This is a genomic window from Paenibacillus sp. ICGEB2008, assembly GCF_000307675.1.
Classification (GTDB): domain Bacteria; phylum Bacillota; class Bacilli; order Paenibacillales; family Paenibacillaceae; genus Paenibacillus; species Paenibacillus polymyxa.
The window spans coordinates 193,233-211,160 of record NZ_AMQU01000006.1 but is presented as its reverse complement, the minus strand read 5'-3'; the positions used below and the strand labels follow the sequence as shown (position 1 = coordinate 211,160).

At 46.7% G+C, this 17,928-nt stretch carries 17 protein-coding genes and 1 pseudogene; 8 read left to right on the top strand and 10 right to left on the bottom strand.

What is annotated here, in order from left to right; all coding sequences use genetic code 11:
- Positions 1 to 4 precede the first annotated feature (4 nt).
- The 3 genes from celB to C400_RS0104480 all read right to left on the bottom strand — a co-directional run bounded on the left by celB (position 5) and on the right by C400_RS0104480 (position 2,060).
- Positions 5 to 1,333, bottom strand: a complete 1,329-nt coding sequence (gene celB / locus C400_RS0104490) for a PTS cellobiose transporter subunit IIC (RefSeq protein WP_016822629.1) — start codon at positions 1,331 to 1,333, stop codon at positions 5 to 7.
- Between the two features lie 84 nt (positions 1,334 to 1,417).
- Positions 1,418 to 1,750: a PTS lactose/cellobiose transporter subunit IIA gene (locus tag C400_RS0104485; protein ID WP_016822628.1), complete on the bottom strand. Its 333-nt coding sequence runs from the start codon at positions 1,748 to 1,750 to the stop codon at positions 1,418 to 1,420.
- Positions 1,743 to 2,060 carry a PTS sugar transporter subunit IIB gene (locus C400_RS0104480; protein WP_013312603.1) on the bottom strand — a complete coding sequence of 106 codons (318 nt, stop codon included), beginning with the start codon at positions 2,058 to 2,060 and terminating at the stop codon, positions 1,743 to 1,745. The genes C400_RS0104485 and C400_RS0104480 overlap by 8 nt, the downstream gene beginning before the upstream one ends.
- Before the next feature lie 503 nt (positions 2,061 to 2,563).
- Between C400_RS0104480 and C400_RS0104475 the strand changes: the two genes are divergently transcribed.
- Complete coding sequence (locus C400_RS0104475) at positions 2,564 to 3,679, top strand: WG repeat-containing protein (protein WP_017426113.1); 1,116 nt, start codon at positions 2,564 to 2,566, stop codon at positions 3,677 to 3,679.
- A gap of 73 nt (positions 3,680 to 3,752) precedes the next feature.
- On the opposite strand, the gene C400_RS0104470 is transcribed toward C400_RS0104475, so the two are convergent.
- From C400_RS0104470 to C400_RS0104455, 4 genes are all read right to left on the bottom strand, one after another.
- Positions 3,753 to 4,190 carry a hypothetical protein gene (locus C400_RS0104470; protein WP_016822626.1) on the bottom strand — a complete coding sequence of 146 codons (438 nt, stop codon included), beginning with the start codon at positions 4,188 to 4,190 and terminating at the stop codon, positions 3,753 to 3,755.
- Positions 4,191 to 4,426: 236 nt separating this feature from the next.
- Complete coding sequence (locus tag C400_RS27365) at positions 4,427 to 4,582, bottom strand: hypothetical protein (RefSeq protein ID WP_017426112.1); 156 nt, start codon at positions 4,580 to 4,582, stop codon at positions 4,427 to 4,429.
- Positions 4,583 to 4,594: 12 nt separating this feature from the next.
- On the bottom strand, positions 4,595 to 5,161 hold the full coding sequence (locus C400_RS0104460; protein WP_017426111.1) for a hypothetical protein: 567 nt from the start codon (positions 5,159 to 5,161) through the stop codon (positions 4,595 to 4,597).
- A gap of 13 nt (positions 5,162 to 5,174) precedes the next feature.
- A complete protein-coding gene (locus tag C400_RS0104455) occupies positions 5,175 to 6,689 on the bottom strand; it encodes a DUF4153 domain-containing protein (RefSeq protein WP_017426110.1) in 1,515 nt (504 codons plus the stop codon).
- A gap of 147 nt (positions 6,690 to 6,836) precedes the next feature.
- Here C400_RS0104455 and C400_RS0104450 point away from each other — a divergent pair, with 147 nt between their 5' ends.
- On the top strand, positions 6,837 to 8,579 hold the full coding sequence (locus tag C400_RS0104450; RefSeq protein WP_017426109.1) for an ABC transporter substrate-binding protein: 1,743 nt from the start codon (positions 6,837 to 6,839) through the stop codon (positions 8,577 to 8,579).
- A 210-nt stretch (positions 8,580 to 8,789) separates the two neighbouring features.
- Here the strand turns inward: C400_RS0104450 and C400_RS0104445 are convergent, their stop codons facing one another.
- Complete coding sequence (locus C400_RS0104445; RefSeq protein WP_016822621.1) at positions 8,790 to 10,190, bottom strand: helix-turn-helix domain-containing protein; 1,401 nt, start codon at positions 10,188 to 10,190, stop codon at positions 8,790 to 8,792.
- A gap of 212 nt (positions 10,191 to 10,402) precedes the next feature.
- Here C400_RS0104445 and C400_RS0104440 point away from each other — a divergent pair, with 212 nt between their 5' ends.
- Entirely contained in the window at positions 10,403 to 10,648 is a 246-nt protein-coding gene (locus tag C400_RS0104440) for a DUF6953 family protein (RefSeq protein WP_017426108.1), read from the top strand.
- A 42-nt stretch (positions 10,649 to 10,690) separates the two neighbouring features.
- Here the strand turns inward: C400_RS0104440 and C400_RS0104435 are convergent, their stop codons facing one another.
- Positions 10,691 to 11,650 carry a helix-turn-helix transcriptional regulator gene (locus tag C400_RS0104435; protein ID WP_026065362.1) on the bottom strand — a complete coding sequence of 320 codons (960 nt, stop codon included), beginning with the start codon at positions 11,648 to 11,650 and terminating at the stop codon, positions 10,691 to 10,693.
- Positions 11,651 to 11,762: 112 nt separating this feature from the next.
- Here C400_RS0104435 and C400_RS0104430 point away from each other — a divergent pair, with 112 nt between their 5' ends.
- Entirely contained in the window at positions 11,763 to 12,710 is a 948-nt protein-coding gene (locus tag C400_RS0104430) for a Gfo/Idh/MocA family protein (RefSeq protein ID WP_017426106.1), read from the top strand.
- Positions 12,711 to 12,748: 38 nt separating this feature from the next.
- Here the strand turns inward: C400_RS0104430 and C400_RS0104425 are convergent.
- Positions 12,749 to 13,761: pseudogene (locus tag C400_RS0104425) on the bottom strand (asparaginase).
- A 114-nt stretch (positions 13,762 to 13,875) separates the two neighbouring features.
- Here C400_RS0104425 and C400_RS0104420 point away from each other — a divergent pair.
- From C400_RS0104420 to C400_RS0104405, 4 genes are all read left to right on the top strand, one after another.
- Complete coding sequence (locus tag C400_RS0104420; protein ID WP_016822617.1) at positions 13,876 to 14,673, top strand: helix-turn-helix domain-containing protein; 798 nt, start codon at positions 13,876 to 13,878, stop codon at positions 14,671 to 14,673.
- Positions 14,674 to 14,772: 99 nt separating this feature from the next.
- Entirely contained in the window at positions 14,773 to 15,750 is a 978-nt protein-coding gene (locus C400_RS0104415; protein ID WP_017426103.1) for an ABC transporter substrate-binding protein, read from the top strand.
- Between the two features lies 1 nt (position 15,751).
- Positions 15,752 to 16,774, top strand: a complete 1,023-nt coding sequence (locus tag C400_RS0104410) for a FecCD family ABC transporter permease (protein WP_017426102.1) — start codon at positions 15,752 to 15,754, stop codon at positions 16,772 to 16,774.
- Positions 16,771 to 17,754 carry a FecCD family ABC transporter permease gene (locus C400_RS0104405; protein ID WP_017426101.1) on the top strand — a complete coding sequence of 328 codons (984 nt, stop codon included), beginning with the start codon at positions 16,771 to 16,773 and terminating at the stop codon, positions 17,752 to 17,754. The genes C400_RS0104410 and C400_RS0104405 overlap by 4 nt, the downstream gene beginning before the upstream one ends.
- The last annotated feature ends 174 nt before the right edge of the window (positions 17,755 to 17,928 follow it).

Sequence of the window (17,928 nt, the reverse complement as noted above, 5' to 3'; positions counted from 1 at the left end):
CATGTTACATTCCAACAGTTTGATCCTTACCTGCAACGGCTGCTTGTTTAAGCTCCTCTTCCTGCTCCTTACGAACGTTCATCCGATCAATAATTTTCAGGAACGGGAACCAGATGACAAAGACGACAGCCATATTAAACAACTGCAGTATGCCTCCCATTAGAGAACCGGTAGCCATCATTCCACTAAAGAACAACGGCATCGTCCAAGGAACCTGTATCCCATTGGGCGGCGGTACAATCCCCGTAGTCATGGCAAAGTAAGTAATCAGCGTAACGATCATTGGAGAAATGACCCACGGAACAAAAATAAGCGGATTCATCACAATCGGCAGACCGAATATGACGGGTTCGTTGACATTAAACAGACCTGGTCCAAGAGCCAGCTTACTGACCTGCTTCAATTGCTTACTCTTCAGGAAGATCAGAATCGAAAGCACGACAGCCAATGTCATACCTGTACCACCGATACCTACTGTATAAATATCCACAAACTGCTTGGTGATAATATGCGGCAGTTCCGCTCCTTTGGAGTACGCTTCATAGTTTTCAAGTGCCAGTGTATTCCAGATTGGGTCCATAACCGAGTTGATAATAATCTGACCATGAAGCCCAAAGAACCATAAAAGCTGAACAAAGAAAATAGCAATTAATGTAGGTATAATACCACTGCCCAAATGCACCAGCGGTGCCTGTACGGCATGATAAATCAGATCATGCAGGTTATTGTGAAGGGTCAGTGTAACTACAACATTAATGATCAAAAATATACCCAATGTAATACATGCCGGAAGCAAAGCGGCAAACGATTTGGCAACGGCTGGCGGAACGCCTGGAGGCATTTTAATGACAAAATTTCGCTGTGTCACCCTCCGGTATATCTCAGCCGCGATAAAGGCGACGATCATACCAAGGAACATGCCTTTGGCACCAATCCGGTCCACCGGAATGACACCAGCAATCGTGGCACCGCTTTCTTGTGTCAGTACAAAAGGGGTGAGCATTAAGAAACTGGCCAACGCGATCATACCGCCGAATATGGGCTCGACCTTATAACTTCGAGATAGATAATAACCAATCCCGACGATGACAAATAAGGTCATAATATTCAGTGTGGCATTAGGCGCAATGTTCAGCAGACTGCTAAAAGTCGCATAATTGCCGTCGCCCATCCACCCTTTTAGAAACGGCAGATTAATAATAACTACAATAATGGAGCCAAAAACTGTTAATGGAAATGACAGCATGAATGCATCACGCAGTACAGTAAGATAGCGGTTGTTGTTCAGTTTACCGGCAATAGGTATCAGTATCCGGCTTAATTTTTCAAACAAAGCCTATTCCTCCCCGCGAAGTGACTTGCATCAATAGGGTTGCAAGCATTTCATGTCCCAAAATTCACAAATTTACAGGTCCAGCTATAAACTTCTGGATTTGAACAGCTCCAGCAGCTCTTGAACCAAATCCTTCATGGTAGCCGTGGACATCAAATGATCCTCGGCATGCATTAGAAGGAGCGAGAAGGGAGTTTGGGTTCCTCCCGCTTCCTTCTTAACCATTTGAAAATGGATATCATGCGCGGCACGTAAATCCTGCTTGGCTTGTTTGAGCAAATCGTCCGCACCTTCTACATTTTCATTTCTGTATTCAGTCAGCGCCTGAATCACTTTGCTGCGAGCGCTTCCACTATGCAAAATAAGTTGGAAACTAATTTGTTCTTCCGTCAGATCAGCTATATTAACTTTATCCATTTTTACGTTCCACCAGTTTCACAGCCTGTTCGTAGGCTTTCTTACCGTCAACCATTCCGTAGGCCATCATGTCAATCACTTCTACATGAATACCATATTGGGCTGCTTCCTTTTCCAGCTGTCCTTTAAGAAAACTCATTTGCGGGCCGATCAATACAGCGTCAGCCTTAGCCATGTCCTCTGCGGCTTGATCTTGACCTACTGCCCAAATTTCAGCCTCGTCTCCAATGGACTTAGCATAATCCTGCATCTTAGTAACCAGCAAACTTGTAGACATACCTGAGCTGCACGCCAGTAAAATTTTCTTCATGATTGTTCCTTCCCTTCAAGGTCTGATTGGATGATAACTACTAGAAAACGTTTACAGCGTAATTATAAATCCGCTTTTTGAATTTGTCTATACATTTAACATATATGTATAGACTTTTTTTTAATATGACACATTTTCTTCTTTTTTTTTGAAAGTGAACTGATCCCTCATCTTTAATCTCTCAATAATAATCGATTTTCACTATAAGAGATTCTGCCAATGATATGTTATTCGATTCTGTAAAATGTTAACATGAGCTACGGAATAGGCTTGATAGTCCCTCCGTAGCCAAAGAATAGCTGAGGTGAGAAGAGATGAGTAGAAACGAGATGAACAAGCATCCTACATAAAAATAGAGCTTTCACGCACTGAAAATTAGAAAAATTTTGAATATTAAGAAACATTCCTACATTTTTATCGTCTATATTATGGAAGGCCTTACGTATGAGGGCAGGATTCTTTGAAGCCCGAAGTTAAAAATCAACTCACAAAGGAGCTTATGCATGTTGAAAAAATTAGGATTAGCTGCATTAATTTTGATTACTGGCATCTCTGTTATTGGAACAGGCTGGGCCGCACCCAGCACAACAACCATTGAAGTCTCTAAAACTGCTGTAGATTACAACATTGCTCGTCCTTCAAGCGATGGTGCTTTTCATGATGGCTTATTGGCTGCTGAAACATCTGCCGGAAACCTTGTGTATTACAATACCAAGGGACAAAAGGCTTTCTCTCTTCCCGCCGAGCTTAAACCTGTTGGTGATTTTCAAGAGCAGCGGGCTGTAGTCAAAAATACAAAAACCAATCTCTTTGGGTACATTAATACGAAAGGGACACTGGTCATTCCTTGCCAATACACCGAAGCCAATGTCTTTTCCGAAGGCAAGGCCAAGGTCACCATAGCAGACACCAAAGAAAATGCAATTATAGATCGAACGGGAAAAACCCTTTCTCATTTTAAAGAACATGTGGATTCAGAATATGTATTTACAGAAGGTCTGGCCCTTGCCTATGCCCCTAACACTGGGAAGATTGGTTTTGTGAATGCTTCCGGTAAGCTAGCGATTCCTTATCAATACAAATACAGTCGTAGTTTCTCGGATGGCTTGGCTATTGTTCAAAATAGCAAGGGACTATACGGTTATATCAATACGGCAGGAAAAGAAGTCATTCCACCTCAATACAAATCCGGCGGAGACTTCTCGGAAGGATTGGCTCCAGTACAAAATGCCAAGGGTAAATGGGGATTCATCAATAAACAGGGAAAAGTCGTGATTCCCTTTAAGTTTACGGATGCACAGGATTTTAGCGAGGGCTTGGCCAGTGTGAAAAATGCGAAAAATGAGGTTGGGTTTATTGATAAAACCGGAACATTGGTCATTAAATATCAACAAAAGTATGACGTTACATCTCCATTCAAGGAAGGCATTGCTTTAGTTGGTAAACAAGCAAACTCATCTGTCTCGAACGGAAAATTCGGTTACATCAATCGCCAAGGGCAACTGCTGACCAAGCTTGAATACAGATCGGAATCTTCTTCCTTCTCTAATGGTTATGCTGTTGCTTTTGTCAAGCCAGGCAAAGCCTTCATTGTTTCTAAACATTCTGCTTCAAAATAAAAAAATAACCCTGGAGGCAGATCGAATGGATCTGCTTCCAGGGTTATTTTGACTGCTAATATCTCAAAACCACTTAGTCGTGTGTATAGAATTTTACGCCAGGCAGATCAGCTGCCACCCAAGAGTAATTAATAGTATTACTGTTGTAATTTTTGGTTCCCGCCTGAGCGATCTGTACTTCCTTCAAGATCGTGATCGATGAACCCTTTGGTCTGACGACAACGACATGACCATGTCCGTCCGCTTTTTTGATCCCGATGGTTGGGTACCCGAGGTTTGCTCTTTTCTGAGCATCCTGAAAAGTTACGGAGTACCAGCCCGGCGTGTTGTTACCCAGTAAAGCATCAGCCATTTGATTGGCTAAGCCACTTGGCAAGGAAGCCGACATCGCAGCCATCACGTCTTGTGCAAAAATATTACATTTTGTTCCACCTACTGGCGAATACTTTTTGTTCGTTTCTACCTTAAAACCGTCGATTACAGATGCGTATGTGCTTGCACTTCTAGCCATTGAAAATTCCCCCTGAATATAAGTTGTAGAGGAAATGACGGAGTCGCTTGAACATCTGAATGGCTCCACATTCGATTGATATTAGCTTCAATTCCCTCTCAACTATTAGGGTGATTTCCGGCTTACTTTAACAACGGAATACCACAGAAAATGAACTATATTTTTTTAATTTCAATCGAAACCAGAGACTTTGCTCAAAATCAACTTAACAGCAGCCATAATGTGACCCTTATTGTTTAGTCATCACTTAGCTGAAGGCTTTCTTCACTGATTACGGTTGGAACGATAAGCTCAGGAGTAGTCGCAGGCTTAGCTGGTGTAAAATAGTCTGCAACCCCCACCATTATAGCAATGCCAATAAACAGCACGATCCAATTACGATTCTTTTTCATCATCTGTACCTCTCATTCTTCACTGCGCCCGTTCATCCACTTGAACCAGTGGAGCAAATGACTGAATCGGTATTCATGCTGGGAAGCATACGTCCATACCTCCGGCTCTTCACCAGGTTCCTTCCAGACGAGCATGGAAAAGTGACCTTCTTTCTCGCTTGCAACCGACAGCAGCGAAAGACGATCATCCCCGAATCGGTAAGGGGCCGATTCCACCCAGTAATTTCGCATATCGCTGATCCAGCTGCGAAAATGCTGTGTACCTGCGATCCGGAGCACTTCATCAGGAAGGAGCAGATGCTCATGGATGTCCTTCCAATCCCCTGCATATTGGTACCGCATTGCCAACATCGGACTGAGCGGTCTCACTTTCCCTAGAGCCAACGTAGGCATACAGGTGACGGGAACGACCGGGCCAATACGCTGGATAGCATAAGCACGGGCTTCCTCCTTACTCATTCCGTAGGACATAGCCTCCACGAGGAAATCGTTCCGTCTTACACCAAACTGATGCTGGTAGTGTGACATTTCATCCCGTAGCTCTAGTACCATACCTTGTAACGTATCTGTTCCGATCATTCCCAAACACCTCTCATTCCAAAATATAGGCGTGCAATTCCTGTTGCGCTCGATACTTAGCCCAATTGAATTCGGGCCAACTCGATTCTTCTCTCGTCATGCTCATCAAGCGGGCTTGTAAAAACTCATCCAGCGCTCCGTGTTCCTTACGGCTAAAATCAATCAGTAGTGGAATCGCGTCCGCTGATAGCTCACTCAAATATTCCTTGTCTATCACCGATGTTGTACGATACCGTTCGAGATTATTTTCAGCTATCCGTACATCAATACCCACATAATTCACGACGACATAGGCGATTAGAGCGAGTACAATATAATATTTCGCCAGCGGAAGCTGGCGGACATGAATACGCACGGCCGCAACGAGCAGCAGCAAGCCTAGAAAAATCATAAATGCGTGTACCAGATAACGGATATACGTATATCCGTATGCTTCTTCGTACATAACCAGCCGGGTATATCCCGAGTACAGCATCACACCCGAACAACCGACGAGTATGTACAGCAGGCCGCTGTTCAATGTTTGCACTATACCTGAGCCGAATTCAGTCCATTTCAATACACTGATCATCAGCACAAAATTGATACCTGTTACCATAACCAGCTCCCCGAATCCTCTTCTCGCATATTCGGCATACGAGGTTCCTTCTGGCAAAGCACCTTCCCATGCACCAAACAGATATCCGAACTGCAGCACGACGAACACCACATACACCAGGTTCATGACAATCAGCACTGTAGCGGTAATGACAGGATCAAACTTGATTGCGACCGGCTCGTGGTAAGGTACTGCTGCTGCTGACTGAGCCTCTCTTTCCGTATTCCGCGGAGCAGGCTGTACGAATCCCCACAAGTAACAGAAAAAACAGAAGGTAAAAAAGCAGGCCCAGATCAGCCGCGGCAAACCACTCCCAAAGGTCAATGTGCCAATCCATGCGGGTATGCCAGATAACAACTCTTCGAACACCCCATCTGCGGAAGCCAGCAGAGATATAATAATGAGTAGCAACGGCAAGGCAATAAGTAGACCGATTATCACTTTACCCAATACACGCTTACGCTCATCCTTTACATTCCGAAAGGCTGCCGTCTTAAACATTCGAAACGGAGTCACGATATGGCGAAAATTTTGATAAAACCAATGGCTTAGCGCCTGACCGATAATACCGATTTCTGACCAGCCATGCCTTTTTTCCCCGAACAGCAACACCATATGTACGCTAATCAGAGCAGATATAGCCAGGGCATTTAACACATAGAAGATCGGGTTATCGAACAGCACATATGTCAGTGCCAGCATCATAATGACCACAAACAGCAGACGTCCTATCCATGTAATGGGCTGGCAACGATCTCGATTAAAGGAATACATATACACGTAAAATACAATAACGAAAATAGGCATAGACACGCCCAGCCCATGTCCGAAGAACAGATATTGATGGACCAGCGCCAATACAATGGCGCCGGCAAAGGCGGACAACAACGACGCTTTCGGCAAAGACGATCCATTCACCTTGTCATGCATGGTAAATACCTCCACAACTATGCTTTATAACCCTTATTGTAGATGATAAAATAAGAAGATAAAGAGAAATTAATCAAAATAAAATTTCCTATTTTATAAAAGCAGTTGCGCTTTTACTCAAGCATAGGGGAAACGGAGCATTCCTGAATGAAACTTCACGCCCAATTTTTACGGCTTCACTCCCACGCAGCTGACGACAGGGACGAGAACCATACCATAGAGACTACGCTGGATGAGCTGGCGGCTATTTTTGACTGCACCCACCGCAATGCCTTGATGATCATTCAGAAAATGGAGCAGCACGACTGGATACAATGGACTCCTCGCCGAGGCAGAGGCCGCCGCTCCAGCCTGCGCTTCCTTATTCAGCCGGAAGACATTGCTGTGCAATCCATGATGCAAGCCATAGACCGCCATGATATCAAACGCGCACTGGATGAAATCCGAGTTCATTCACGCTCCTCCACCATGCAGGAGCATTTGCAGGGCTGGCTGCTGAATTATTTCGGGCATCACGCGGAGGTGCGCAGTGATCAGCAGCAGATCGACACACTGCGTCTGCCCATTCGCCAGCAGCTCTATACGCTGGACCCGTTGTACTTGAACTGGCTCGCCGAGTCCTTCGTATCCAGTCATGTCTTTGACGGGCTGGCCCGCCGGGCGAACGAGAGCGGTGAGATTTTGCCGGGACTGGCGCACGCTTGGGAGGTGGACACTACTCGTACGCAGTGGACCTTTTTCCTGCGTAAAGAAGTGCTGTTTCATAACGGCAAAATACTGACCGCGGAAGACGTCGTCTATACCTTTGAGCGACTGAGTCGGGCGCCGGGAAGGAGACTTTACCATTTTATCGTCCGGCAAATTCAGCACGTTCAAGCGTTGAGTCCGACGATGGTACGCTTTGTACTAAAGGAGCCGAACGAGCTGTTTTTATCCTTCCTGTGTACCAGCCGGGCTGCCATTGTACCGCGTGAGCTTAATCAGGTGGGTGAAGCCGCCTTTGGCATTCGTCCTATCGGTACGGGGGCTTTCAAGGTCACGGAAATGAACGAAAGCTTGTGCTTACTTGAGGCTTTTGCGCCTTATTTTCAGGGTCGTGCTCATCTAGATCGGGTGGAAATCGTTCAACTCCCGTGGGCGACTAAGCTGGAATCGCCGGATATGGAAGATACCGCTTCTTCTTTTCACATTATCCATAATCCTATACTGGCAAGAGACACGGATACCGCATGGAGCCAGATTCACTCGGCGGCTTCGGTACGCAAATTTATCACATGTAACACACACAAGGATGGACCGCTGCGCAACCCGGAAATACGTGCTCGGATTGTAGCATGTCTGGATCATCGTCCCCTTCCTTCAGCAGTGGATTCATCTAACGCTAACGATTCATGCGAACCACTGACGGCGTTACAAATTGCCACCATTCCCGAGTATAGAGCGGATGCAGAACGGGTCGCAGCTCAGCTCGAATCCTGTGGATATACGTGTAACATTGTGGCCGCATCCATGAATGAATTCAAAAGTTCATCTATTCGTATGGAGTCAGACTTAATCATCTTTTCTCTGTTTCGTGACCGTGATGAGCAATTGCGTCTGTTTGATCTGTATCTCAATGTATCCGGGCATGTGGAGCCGCATAGCCGTGTGGATATCGAAAGACTGCTGCGCGAAATTGCACGGGAAGCCGATCATACCGTTAGAGCACAGCAATTTGAACATATCGAAACTCGGCTCATGGATGAGCACCAGCTGCATATTTTATATGAAAAGCCCGTTCAGACGGCCTATCTTCCTACTGTTCGCGGCGTATCCTTTAACAGCCAAGGTTGGGTGGATCTTCGTCATGTCTGGTTTCCGCCTGCCCAACCTCCAACTCCTCACACTTGACGGCAAGGACGCTCCTTCAACCTTCAAATGCACTTGCAAATAAAAAAGGTATCCTCTTCATAAGAGAATACCTTTTTTAATGTTATCTAGACCCTCTAAGCCGATGGTTCAGGAGATGACAATGCCCATCCCCCCAGCCCATGACTGTGGACATCGCTAGGGTCTTCTATAGGAGGGGTGACGGGTGGAAAATTCAATAGGATAAAAACATTAAATGCGAGCAGAGAAAAAACGATCTTTTTTATCATAGATGTACTCTACCTCTCCAAGTAAGTTTTTATATTCCTCTTTGTCCTCAGAAGTGGCAGTATGCCGATACTTTTCAAATAGTCCTACACACTTGATGGTGACAGGATTACCATTCAGCACGACAGAATAGGAAAGGCTCTCAAGCAGGAATTTCATACCTTTGGAATAACGATGTTTGTTGAGATCGTAACAAGCCATCTCTGCCAAAAATCGTGCATAGAGATCTGCTGACATTTGCTCGGTATAGGTGCCTACCTTGGCATGCTGATCTGCAAATGCCTCAATTTGTTTTTCAAAGTGCTGCAGTACATGATCTACATTAAAATCATAACGGTTGGCCGCTACCATTATCTTATGTAACCCCACCAGAATTTCGCCCTCATTTTTTTCCAAATAATTTACATACTGTGGAATCACATCCAGGCTACCGGACATCAACTGATACAAATACCTGTTGGCCTCAGCCCAGTTGCTACAAAGGGCCTTCAAATGCCGAGCTTCCTCCGTATCCTCTTGCACCCAGCTCAAATCAGAGTATAGGGATACGTATTCCAACGCCTTCTGATAATCCCCGCGCTCATCCCACACCCCGGCACGGAGTACGTAAGAGTATACAATATACATAAACAAAGGGCCCTTAGGTTCCTTGCCACGCTCTGATTTTCTGGTATTTCCGTATTTTTGCTCGTATTGTACTTTGGCTTTTTGAGCCATTTTTTCAGCAAACCATTCTACTTTATCCCAACGCCGCAAGGAGGCATACGTATTAGCCAAATCTCTTAAGGCATCCAGTTGGTCTGCCTCACCCAATCGCTCTACAAAGCTTTCAAAATGTGTGGCTGCCCATAAATTTTCATCCTGATCATCGCCAACGGTAATCGTAAATAAACGGTATTGGCAGAGCGCCAGCCGCTCCGAATGTTGATACTTCTCACTTTCCGCGACATTTTTATAAATAATGGCCGCAGCCTCCAACCTACCTTCGCTGAATAATTCTTCCGCTGTCTCAAACAAAGCCGGGGCGTATATGAGATAGTCCATGATAAACTCCACGACTTGCTTAATACAATCGAGTTTGTTCAGCTCTGCACAGCGATGCAAAAAGGGCCGAACCCGTCGCCAATTCGGTGCCGTATTCCGTATAAATTCATCAATGTATAGCTCATAGAGGCTTCCTTCTTCAAGCCCCATACCTGCAGCAATCCGATCCAGCAGCAGCATCGCAATTGGCCGGTTACCGTTGATAATGGCACTGATTGTTCCTGCATTAATACCTGTGTTCTCCCCAAACTTACTAATCGTAATTCCTTCTCGTCTGATGTACTGCTCCAGCTCTGCGCGAATAGTGGTTGTTTCCTTCAAATCAGGCACCCCCAGGGATAACTTGCATGATTTCAATACAAAAAAAAGAAAATTCCCGTGAATATTCCCTTAATTATACAAAAGAAAGCCCACTTAGCCAACTGCATAAGTACATTTATATCAAAAAATTCAATAATTCTCCGAATTGCCGTATACTACAGGAGGCGAGCTGAACAGCTACAACCAATCGGTCGCAGGAAAGGATACGACAAATGGACAACCCCCCAACTATAGAACAACAAATTGCACAATGGATGGTCGCGCAAATCCGTGAAGTGGGCACTCTGAAACAAGAAGATGCCATTGCATATGTACGCTCTGAATACGGAGAGCAGTATGTGTTTATAAGCGAGCATGGTCATGTATCTTTGGAAAAAGAAATCAAAAAGGCATTTCGCAAACTACATGGTGGCCGAATCGCCTGGGATCGCGATGCATTCCTCTGGGCCTGGACTTAACAAGCAAAAGCATCTGCTATAGGCAGATGTTTTTTTGATGATTTAACCGTATATCCTCTGGAGTCGGCTAATTTCCTCCTTCACAAACTGTCGGAGTATTGCAGGCTCCACGATTTCAACCCGGCCGATCCAATCCATCGCATCGCGGCAGGCCGCTTCATAGCTATACATGTTGACGGTTAGAATGAAGTGATTGCCTTCCTGTACAGACTGGATGATTTCCATCCTTTTCGCTAGTATTCCAGCTTGCTTCTTAGTCGCTCGGACCAGAACAGGATAGTATTCTTTCTCTCTACAAAGTTGCTTAAAAGCGCTTTCTTTACTTGTCCAATAATATTCCAGTGAAAAATCCTCAGGAACCTTAAAGACTTCAACAGACGGCTGAACCTCCATAATTCGCTCACACTTAAAAGTCCGAATCTCCTGCCCGACTTCACAAAAGGCAATAAGATACCAATCTCCTTTTTTCACCACAAGTCCATAGGGATGTACATGGCGAGAAGTGCAAGAGCCGTCAGCTTTCTCATATTGTATAGTTATTTTATAGGACCCCCATACTGCCGCTCTCACGGCTTCCAGGCAAGGAATCGCTACACGTTCCGTCCACCACGGTGTATCATCAAAATAAAACCGAGCTTTGGCTTTTTGAATATCGGATTGATAGGGGGCCGGCATCGTCTGTTCCAGTTTGAGCAAAGTATTCTTTAACTTCAAACCCGATTCCGTGGACCCGCCCGTATAAATGCCCATCCCCGTTAAATACAACTGAATGACATCCCCGCCATTCAACTGCTTCAGGTTTGCCGTATAACCCTCCATTAAATAAATTCCGCCCTTCGGACCGGATGCGGTAACAATCGGAACTCCGGCTTCAGCCAGAAGGTCGATATCCCTGTAAATGGAGCGTACAGAGGTTTCCAGTGCCAACGCCAATTCCCTGGCCTTCATTCTCCCTCTAGATTCGATACATAATAAAATCGCGATTAAACGATGCAGTCTCACAATCATACCTCCACAATAGATGGTTAACCCGAAATGAAAAGATGATGCAAAGATTGTTGACACCCTGTTGGCAGCAATAGGTGTGTATCATAGAAGTAAAGGGGTGTAATGGATGATGAATATTGGAATTTTGGGGACGGGATTCGGCGCGTATCATGCCTCGCTGTTAAACAACCATCCCAAGGTAAACAGTCTCATTGTATTTGGAAGGAACGAAACCAAGCTGCAAAAATTGAAAGAGGAGCTAAACGTAGAAGTCACACAAAATATAGAGGATATTCTGCTGGATCCGGACGTGGATATCGTCGATCTATGCCTGCCCTCCCACCTGCATAGGTCACATGCCATTGATGCGCTAAAGCACGGGAAGCATGTATTTTGTGAAACACCGGTTTGCTTTCATCTCGAAGACGCTCTTCTTATGCAACAAGCTGAGAAGCAATATGGCAAAAAAATTCTGGTCAACCAGTTCATTAAGTTTGATCCTGCCTATACCTATCTGTACGAGGCTTATCACCAACAAAAATACGGAAAACTCATTTCCTTGTCCTTGAAAAGAGAAACCCCTCCCCTATGGGGAGACCTTGGACTAAGTTCCCTCCCTACGCAGTTCATGATTCATGAACTGGATTTATTCACCTGGCTATGGGGTCCATGTGATCCATATACAGTGTGGGGTACAGAGGTAGTCCATCCCGAACAGGCACAAGTTCGGGCTTATTTTCAGCATCGGGATACATTCACAGAAGTCATCGCTTCTTCCCATATGCCGAAAAGCTATCCTTTCACGGTGGCCTATGAAGCTTATTTTGAAAAAGCCAAGCTGGTATTTCATGAGAGTGACGAAAACGATCCCATACCCACCGCATTATTTGAGTATACCGCATCAGGACAGCAAAAAATCAACCTCGAATCCGCCAATCCATACGAAAAAAGTTGGGATCATGCACTTGATTGCTTTGGCGGACATGCGGAATGTCTGATTCCATTGGAGTCGGCCGTACAAGCACTGGAAATGGCCATTGAGATTAAAAACAGACTGGAGCAAGCTCGGCGTTAGCCGGTAGTTAGCCCGTACCTTCGGAAATCAGCTTCCTATCAGGAAGCTGTATCCGCAGGCAGGGACACTTCGTCCGCATAGTTCGTTGCCATAATCTTGGCTACCTCAGCCGGGTCAGTCGTCTGGCCCAACGCCCACATCATTTTCGTTACCAGCGCTTCTGTTGTCATGTCATACCCCGGAATAACACCCTTTTCCAGCACCTTCTGCCCTACCTCATAAATCGTCAGGTCCCCGCCCTCATAAGGACATTGAGTGGTAACAACAATACTCATACCGTCCTTCATCAGATCCTCAATTTTACTGATGAGGCTCCTTTCTTTAAAAGGCACGCCGCCCATGCCAAAGCCCTCAATGACGATACCTTTATAGCCCAAGCTCTGAATAGCATCAAAAATCGCCGGGTTTGTACCTGGAATCAGCCTGAGCAGAAATACTTCAGAAGCATACCTGTCATTGTATGGGTGACGAACGGTATCACGATTTGCAAATATGCCCTCCGTATAGACCACCTTGCCGTTCTCCACGAGACCTATGTACGGATAGTTAATACTCTCAAAAGCATTATAGCTGCGTGTTCTGATCTTCGAGCTGCGGCTGCCGTTGATAATCTTGCCATTAAACACGACAAAAACCCCTGCCACTTCGCCACATGCGGTCAGGAATGAGTCAATTACATTTTTTTTGGAATCGCTGTGCTCCGCTAATATGGATACTTGTGACCCTGTCACAACGACGGGTTTGTCCACAGTCCCCAACATAAAACTCAGGCTGAAGCCGTATAAGCCATCGTATCTGTGCCATGGGCAATAACAATACCGTCGTATTGATCGAGCGAACGATGTACCATCCGGGCGATGGAAGCCCAATCCTCTGGTTGTGTATTGGTGCTATCAATGCTCATCAGATTGTAGGCATCAATCTCACATATTTCCTGGAGCTCCGGAATTTCAGCCAAAATATTTTCAGCCGATTGAGTTGGAGTCAGGCCGTTTTCCTGATAGGAGGAAGAAATTGTTCCTCCGGTATTAATGAACAGAACCTTTTTCATTTGCCAATGTTCCTTCCCGATTACAACTTCACTTTATTGTTCTTAGAATTTATCATGAATAAGGGTGATTAGCTACTTTGCTAAAGAAAAGAAATAATGAAGGATGGTGCATTCATGAATCTGGAGCAGCTAGCAACCGTCATCCCGTTGCTGGAGCATATCGAATACGGCAACACCTCTCAGACCCTGCATCCTGGCTCCGACAGCCATCTCCTGATTGTTGCGCTGCACGGACATGTCACTCTCTCAGCTAAAGACCAAGAGCCGGTTATTTTCACGCAGGGCTTTGCCTTTCATAATCAATATGGCGCTTGCAGCATTCAGGTCCCCAAAACCCGGGAAGCCGAATATATCGTGCTTACGTATCGTGTGCTGCAAGGCGAATCCACGGATTGGACGCTGCATGGTCCGTTGCGTACCTTGAGTGAATACAAAATCAAATATATGCTGGACGAGCTGCTACGAACAACAGCCCCAAGCATTCAGGATGAAGCTGGCGTGGAAAAGGCGGCCCGGCAATTTCGAAAAAGACTGCTTCTGGAGCGCTTGCTATTCATTTATATCTATGAGACGCATATGGTGCAGGACAACCACAACTCATCGGTATCTATTGAACAATCCCTGTCTTATATCCATGAGCATTATATGCTCAAGCTGACCTTGCCGCTTCTGGCTGATCGGGCGGGCATGAGCGAAGGACATTACACGGTGTTGTTCAAAAAAGCCACTGGCATGACCATGACCCAGTATTTACGTCATCTCCGTATCCAAAAAGCGAAGCAAATGTTCCAGCAGACCCGACTTCCAGCCAAGGAAGTCGCCCAACGGGTTGGATTTACGGATTATTTTCATTTTAGTCGTATTTTTAAAAAAGAAGTCGGCTGCTCCCCCACCCAGTTTCAAAGAATCTAATAATATAACATGTAACGTCTACAAATCAGACATAGTATAAAAGAGAGGTTACCGCTAAAATTCAAATGAGAATAATTATTATTATCAGGGGGAAACAGGATGCATCATTGGTTTACACGTATATTGGGCCTCGCCTTCACCTTACTGCTCGCTATTAGCTTGGCAGCTTGTAGTTCATCCTCCACGAATCAGACTGCGGCAAACGGCAATTCGACGGGTTCCCAACCAGCGAACAGCTCATCTGACGGAGACCGTATCACCGTTCAGGACGCACTCGGAACTCTCACTTTACCAGGCAAGCCTGCACGTATTATTTCAATGGATTTCAGCTTTACGGACATGCTGGTGACTCTTGGTGTGCAGCCTATCGGAATTGCTGATGACGGTACGCCTGAGCTGTTCATGGATTCCGTGAAAAGCAAGCTGAAGGACTACACTTCCGTAGGCTCCCGTTATGAACCCAACATTGAACTGATCAGCTCATTGCAGCCTGATCTGATTATTGTGGATATTAATAAGCACAAAAACGCCCTAACTCAATTGAAAGGCATTGCCCCAGTGCTGGCACTGGACGATTTTCAGGCAGACTATGAGCATATGCTAAAAAACTACACGATCCTCGCTACGGCCGTAGGTAAAAGTGAAGAGGCTCAAAAACGCCTAAAAGAACATCAGGTCAAAATGGATGCAGCCAAAAAGAAGCTGAAGAGCACCTCTCTGACCGTACTGCCTGCTGTCGTCAATCCTAAAGGCTTCTTCGCCCATTCGGACCATGCATATACTGGCTCCATTGTAAAGCTGTTAGGCTTTACCGATCCGGTGCACAGCGACAAGGCATATCCCGAGCTGACGCTGGAGCAATTAGTTGAAGCCAACCCACAGGTACTGTTCCTGATGCCGACAGACTCTGCAACGATCGTGAACCAGTGGGAAAGCAATCCCTTGTGGCAAAAAATAGACGCAGTTAAAAACAACCGTGTATTTACGGTAGAACGACGTAATTGGTCCTTGTCCCGCGGGATGCTGGGAAGTGAAAAAATAGCCGAGGACATCGTAAACAGCCTGGGAGAGAAGTAAAATGATCCATTCCATATCCACCAAGAAGCAGAGCCGTTCGCGGTTTCTGCTCTTCCTGTTTTTAGTGTCTTTGATTTTATTAATCCTGGGCTTGTTATTCAGCCTCAAATGGGGCCCCGCCTCTATATCGTGGGCTGAACTGTATCAGGCATTGACCTATCAGCGCAGCGACAAGGTACATCTGTATATTCAGACGCTGCGCCTGCCGCGCACCCTGACCGCCTGCATGGTCGGTACCCTGCTGGCGCTGGCGGGGCTATTGACCCAGCTCACCACACGAAATCCGCTGGCTTCACCACATGTATTTGGCATTAACGCTGGGGCTTCTCTCGCCGTGGTGCTGGGACTCGTCTTATCCGCACAGCTATCGGCAACATCCACGATGCTGATGGCCTTTGCTGGGGCAGCGGCAGGTGCATGGCTGGTCTGGTCGCTGGCTGGATTCGCAGACAAGCAGCCTGTTCGCTTGGCGCTGGCGGGCATCACCATTCATTTCATGCTGTCGTCACTAACAGAGGGCTTCATTATATTAAATCAGTACTCTACGGAGTCCATGATTTTCTGGCTGGCTGGCTCTGTCAGTCAGGCGGGCTGGACAGAGGTACGAATGATTCTTCCTTTTTTCATTGCGAGCCTTGTGCTACTCGTTATGCTGTTGCCAGCCCTGCGACTGCTGCTATTGGAGGATGAGATCGCAGCCGGACTAGGGCAGCGCGTCCCTCTTGTTCGAGCGCTGGCTCTGCTGCTGGTTATCGTAATGGCAGGCTCAGCCGTGGCGGTATGCGGACCGATCGGCTTTGTCTGTCTGATCGTACCCCACATCGCCCGGGCGCTGGTTGGAACACGTCTCTCGTTGCTCGTTCCGATGACAGCGCTTGGCGGAGGACTGCTGCTGGTGTATGCGGATCTGCTCAGCCGCATCATTTCGTTTCCGTTCGAATCGCCCGTGGGAATTGTAACCTCTGCTGTCGGAGGGCCGTTTTTTATCTATCTGGCCCGTAAAAAAAGGAGGGGGACACGATGACCAGAACTTTCTATCTTGTGGCCGCCTTGCTTTTGCTGCTCCTGCTCGGCATCGTTTCGGTCAGTGTGGGAGCACTTTCTATTCCCTTGCATGATGTCAGCTCGGCTCTGCTGGATACGCACAGCCGTTTTCATTTTATCGTATACGAGGTTCGCTTGCCCCGGACGTTGGTTGGACTGCTGGCAGGCATGGGACTAGCCGTGGCAGGAGCTATTCTGCAAAGTCTGTTTCGCAATCCGCTAGCCAGTCCTGACGTGATCGGCATTTCCAAAGGAGCCGGATTTGCAGCGGCGGCTGTGATTTTCCTGTTCCCCCAGTCTCCAGCCTATATCCTGCCCTTGGCGGCGTTTGGCGGAGCCGTGGGAACATTCCTGATTCTGCTGCTGCTCAGCCGTAGACTTACGCTGGCGCCAGCAGCTCTAGCTCTGGTCGGGGTCGCTATGGGGGCCGTCCTCATGGCAGCCACGCAGTATCTCATCGTAACCCACCCGACCAATGTGAACACGGCTTTGCTCTGGATGTCAGGTAGCCTATGGGGCCGGAGCTGGCGGGAGGTCATCTCACTGCTGCCCTGGATCATTGTCTTGCTACCCTTGGCCTGGGGCAGCTACCAAAAACTGAATGTTTACCAGCTTGGCGATGAGACCATTACTTCCCTCGGGGTACATATGACTCGCCAGCGCCTGCTGCTTCTATTGCTTGCCGTTACACTGGCCGGAATTTCAGTCTCGGCGGTCGGCGCCATCGGCTTCATCGGACTGATGGCACCCCATATGGCTCGAAGATTTGTTGGCAGCCACAATCAGTGGCTGATTCCGCTGGCTGCCCTGCTGGGAGCGAATCTGATGCTGATGGGCGACATCTTGGGCAGAATGCTCATTGTTCCACGTGAAATACCCGTCGGGATCATGACAGCACTTGTGGGCGCTCCTTATTTTGTATATTTGCTGCGGAGGGAACGCAGCAGAAGATCATTCTGATTCCCCGATACCCACGGGAAAAGACCTCTCATCCTACCTGAGGATTCTCCGGGTACATCCACTAGTAGCCTGATGCATCTATATATAGCACGCCAAAAAGCACGTCAGACATACACAGGTTTCTCTTCTCCTGCGATAAGTCTAACGTGCTTTTTACTCTAAGTTCTACCCCTT

Bases quoted from the DNA above. Each gene is read 5' to 3' on its own strand.
- C400_RS0104410 (WP_017426102.1), top strand. From the start codon at position 15,752: ATGATCCATTCCATATCCACCAAGAAGCAGAGCCGTTCGCGGTTTCTG.
- C400_RS0104455 (WP_017426110.1), bottom strand. From the start codon at position 6,689: ATGCATGACAAGGTGAATGGATCGTCTTTGCCGAAAGCGTCGTTGTTG.
- C400_RS0104480 (WP_013312603.1), bottom strand. From the start codon at position 2,060: ATGAAGAAAATTTTACTGGCGTGCAGCTCAGGTATGTCTACAAGTTTG.
- C400_RS0104405 (WP_017426101.1), top strand. From the start codon at position 16,771: ATGACCAGAACTTTCTATCTTGTGGCCGCCTTGCTTTTGCTGCTCCTG.
- C400_RS0104420 (WP_016822617.1), top strand. From the start codon at position 13,876: ATGAATCTGGAGCAGCTAGCAACCGTCATCCCGTTGCTGGAGCATATC.
- C400_RS0104430 (WP_017426106.1), top strand. From the start codon at position 11,763: ATGATGAATATTGGAATTTTGGGGACGGGATTCGGCGCGTATCATGCC.
- C400_RS0104485 (WP_016822628.1), bottom strand. From the start codon at position 1,750: ATGGATAAAGTTAATATAGCTGATCTGACGGAAGAACAAATTAGTTTC.
- C400_RS0104450 (WP_017426109.1), top strand. From the start codon at position 6,837: ATGAAACTTCACGCCCAATTTTTACGGCTTCACTCCCACGCAGCTGAC.
- C400_RS0104475 (WP_017426113.1), top strand. From the start codon at position 2,564: ATGTTGAAAAAATTAGGATTAGCTGCATTAATTTTGATTACTGGCATC.
- C400_RS0104470 (WP_016822626.1), bottom strand. From the start codon at position 4,190: ATGGCTAGAAGTGCAAGCACATACGCATCTGTAATCGACGGTTTTAAG.
- C400_RS0104440 (WP_017426108.1), top strand. From the start codon at position 10,403: ATGGACAACCCCCCAACTATAGAACAACAAATTGCACAATGGATGGTC.
- C400_RS0104415 (WP_017426103.1), top strand. From the start codon at position 14,773: ATGCATCATTGGTTTACACGTATATTGGGCCTCGCCTTCACCTTACTG.
- C400_RS27365 (WP_017426112.1), bottom strand. From the start codon at position 4,582: ATGAAAAAGAATCGTAATTGGATCGTGCTGTTTATTGGCATTGCTATA.
- C400_RS0104460 (WP_017426111.1), bottom strand. From the start codon at position 5,161: ATGATCGGAACAGATACGTTACAAGGTATGGTACTAGAGCTACGGGAT.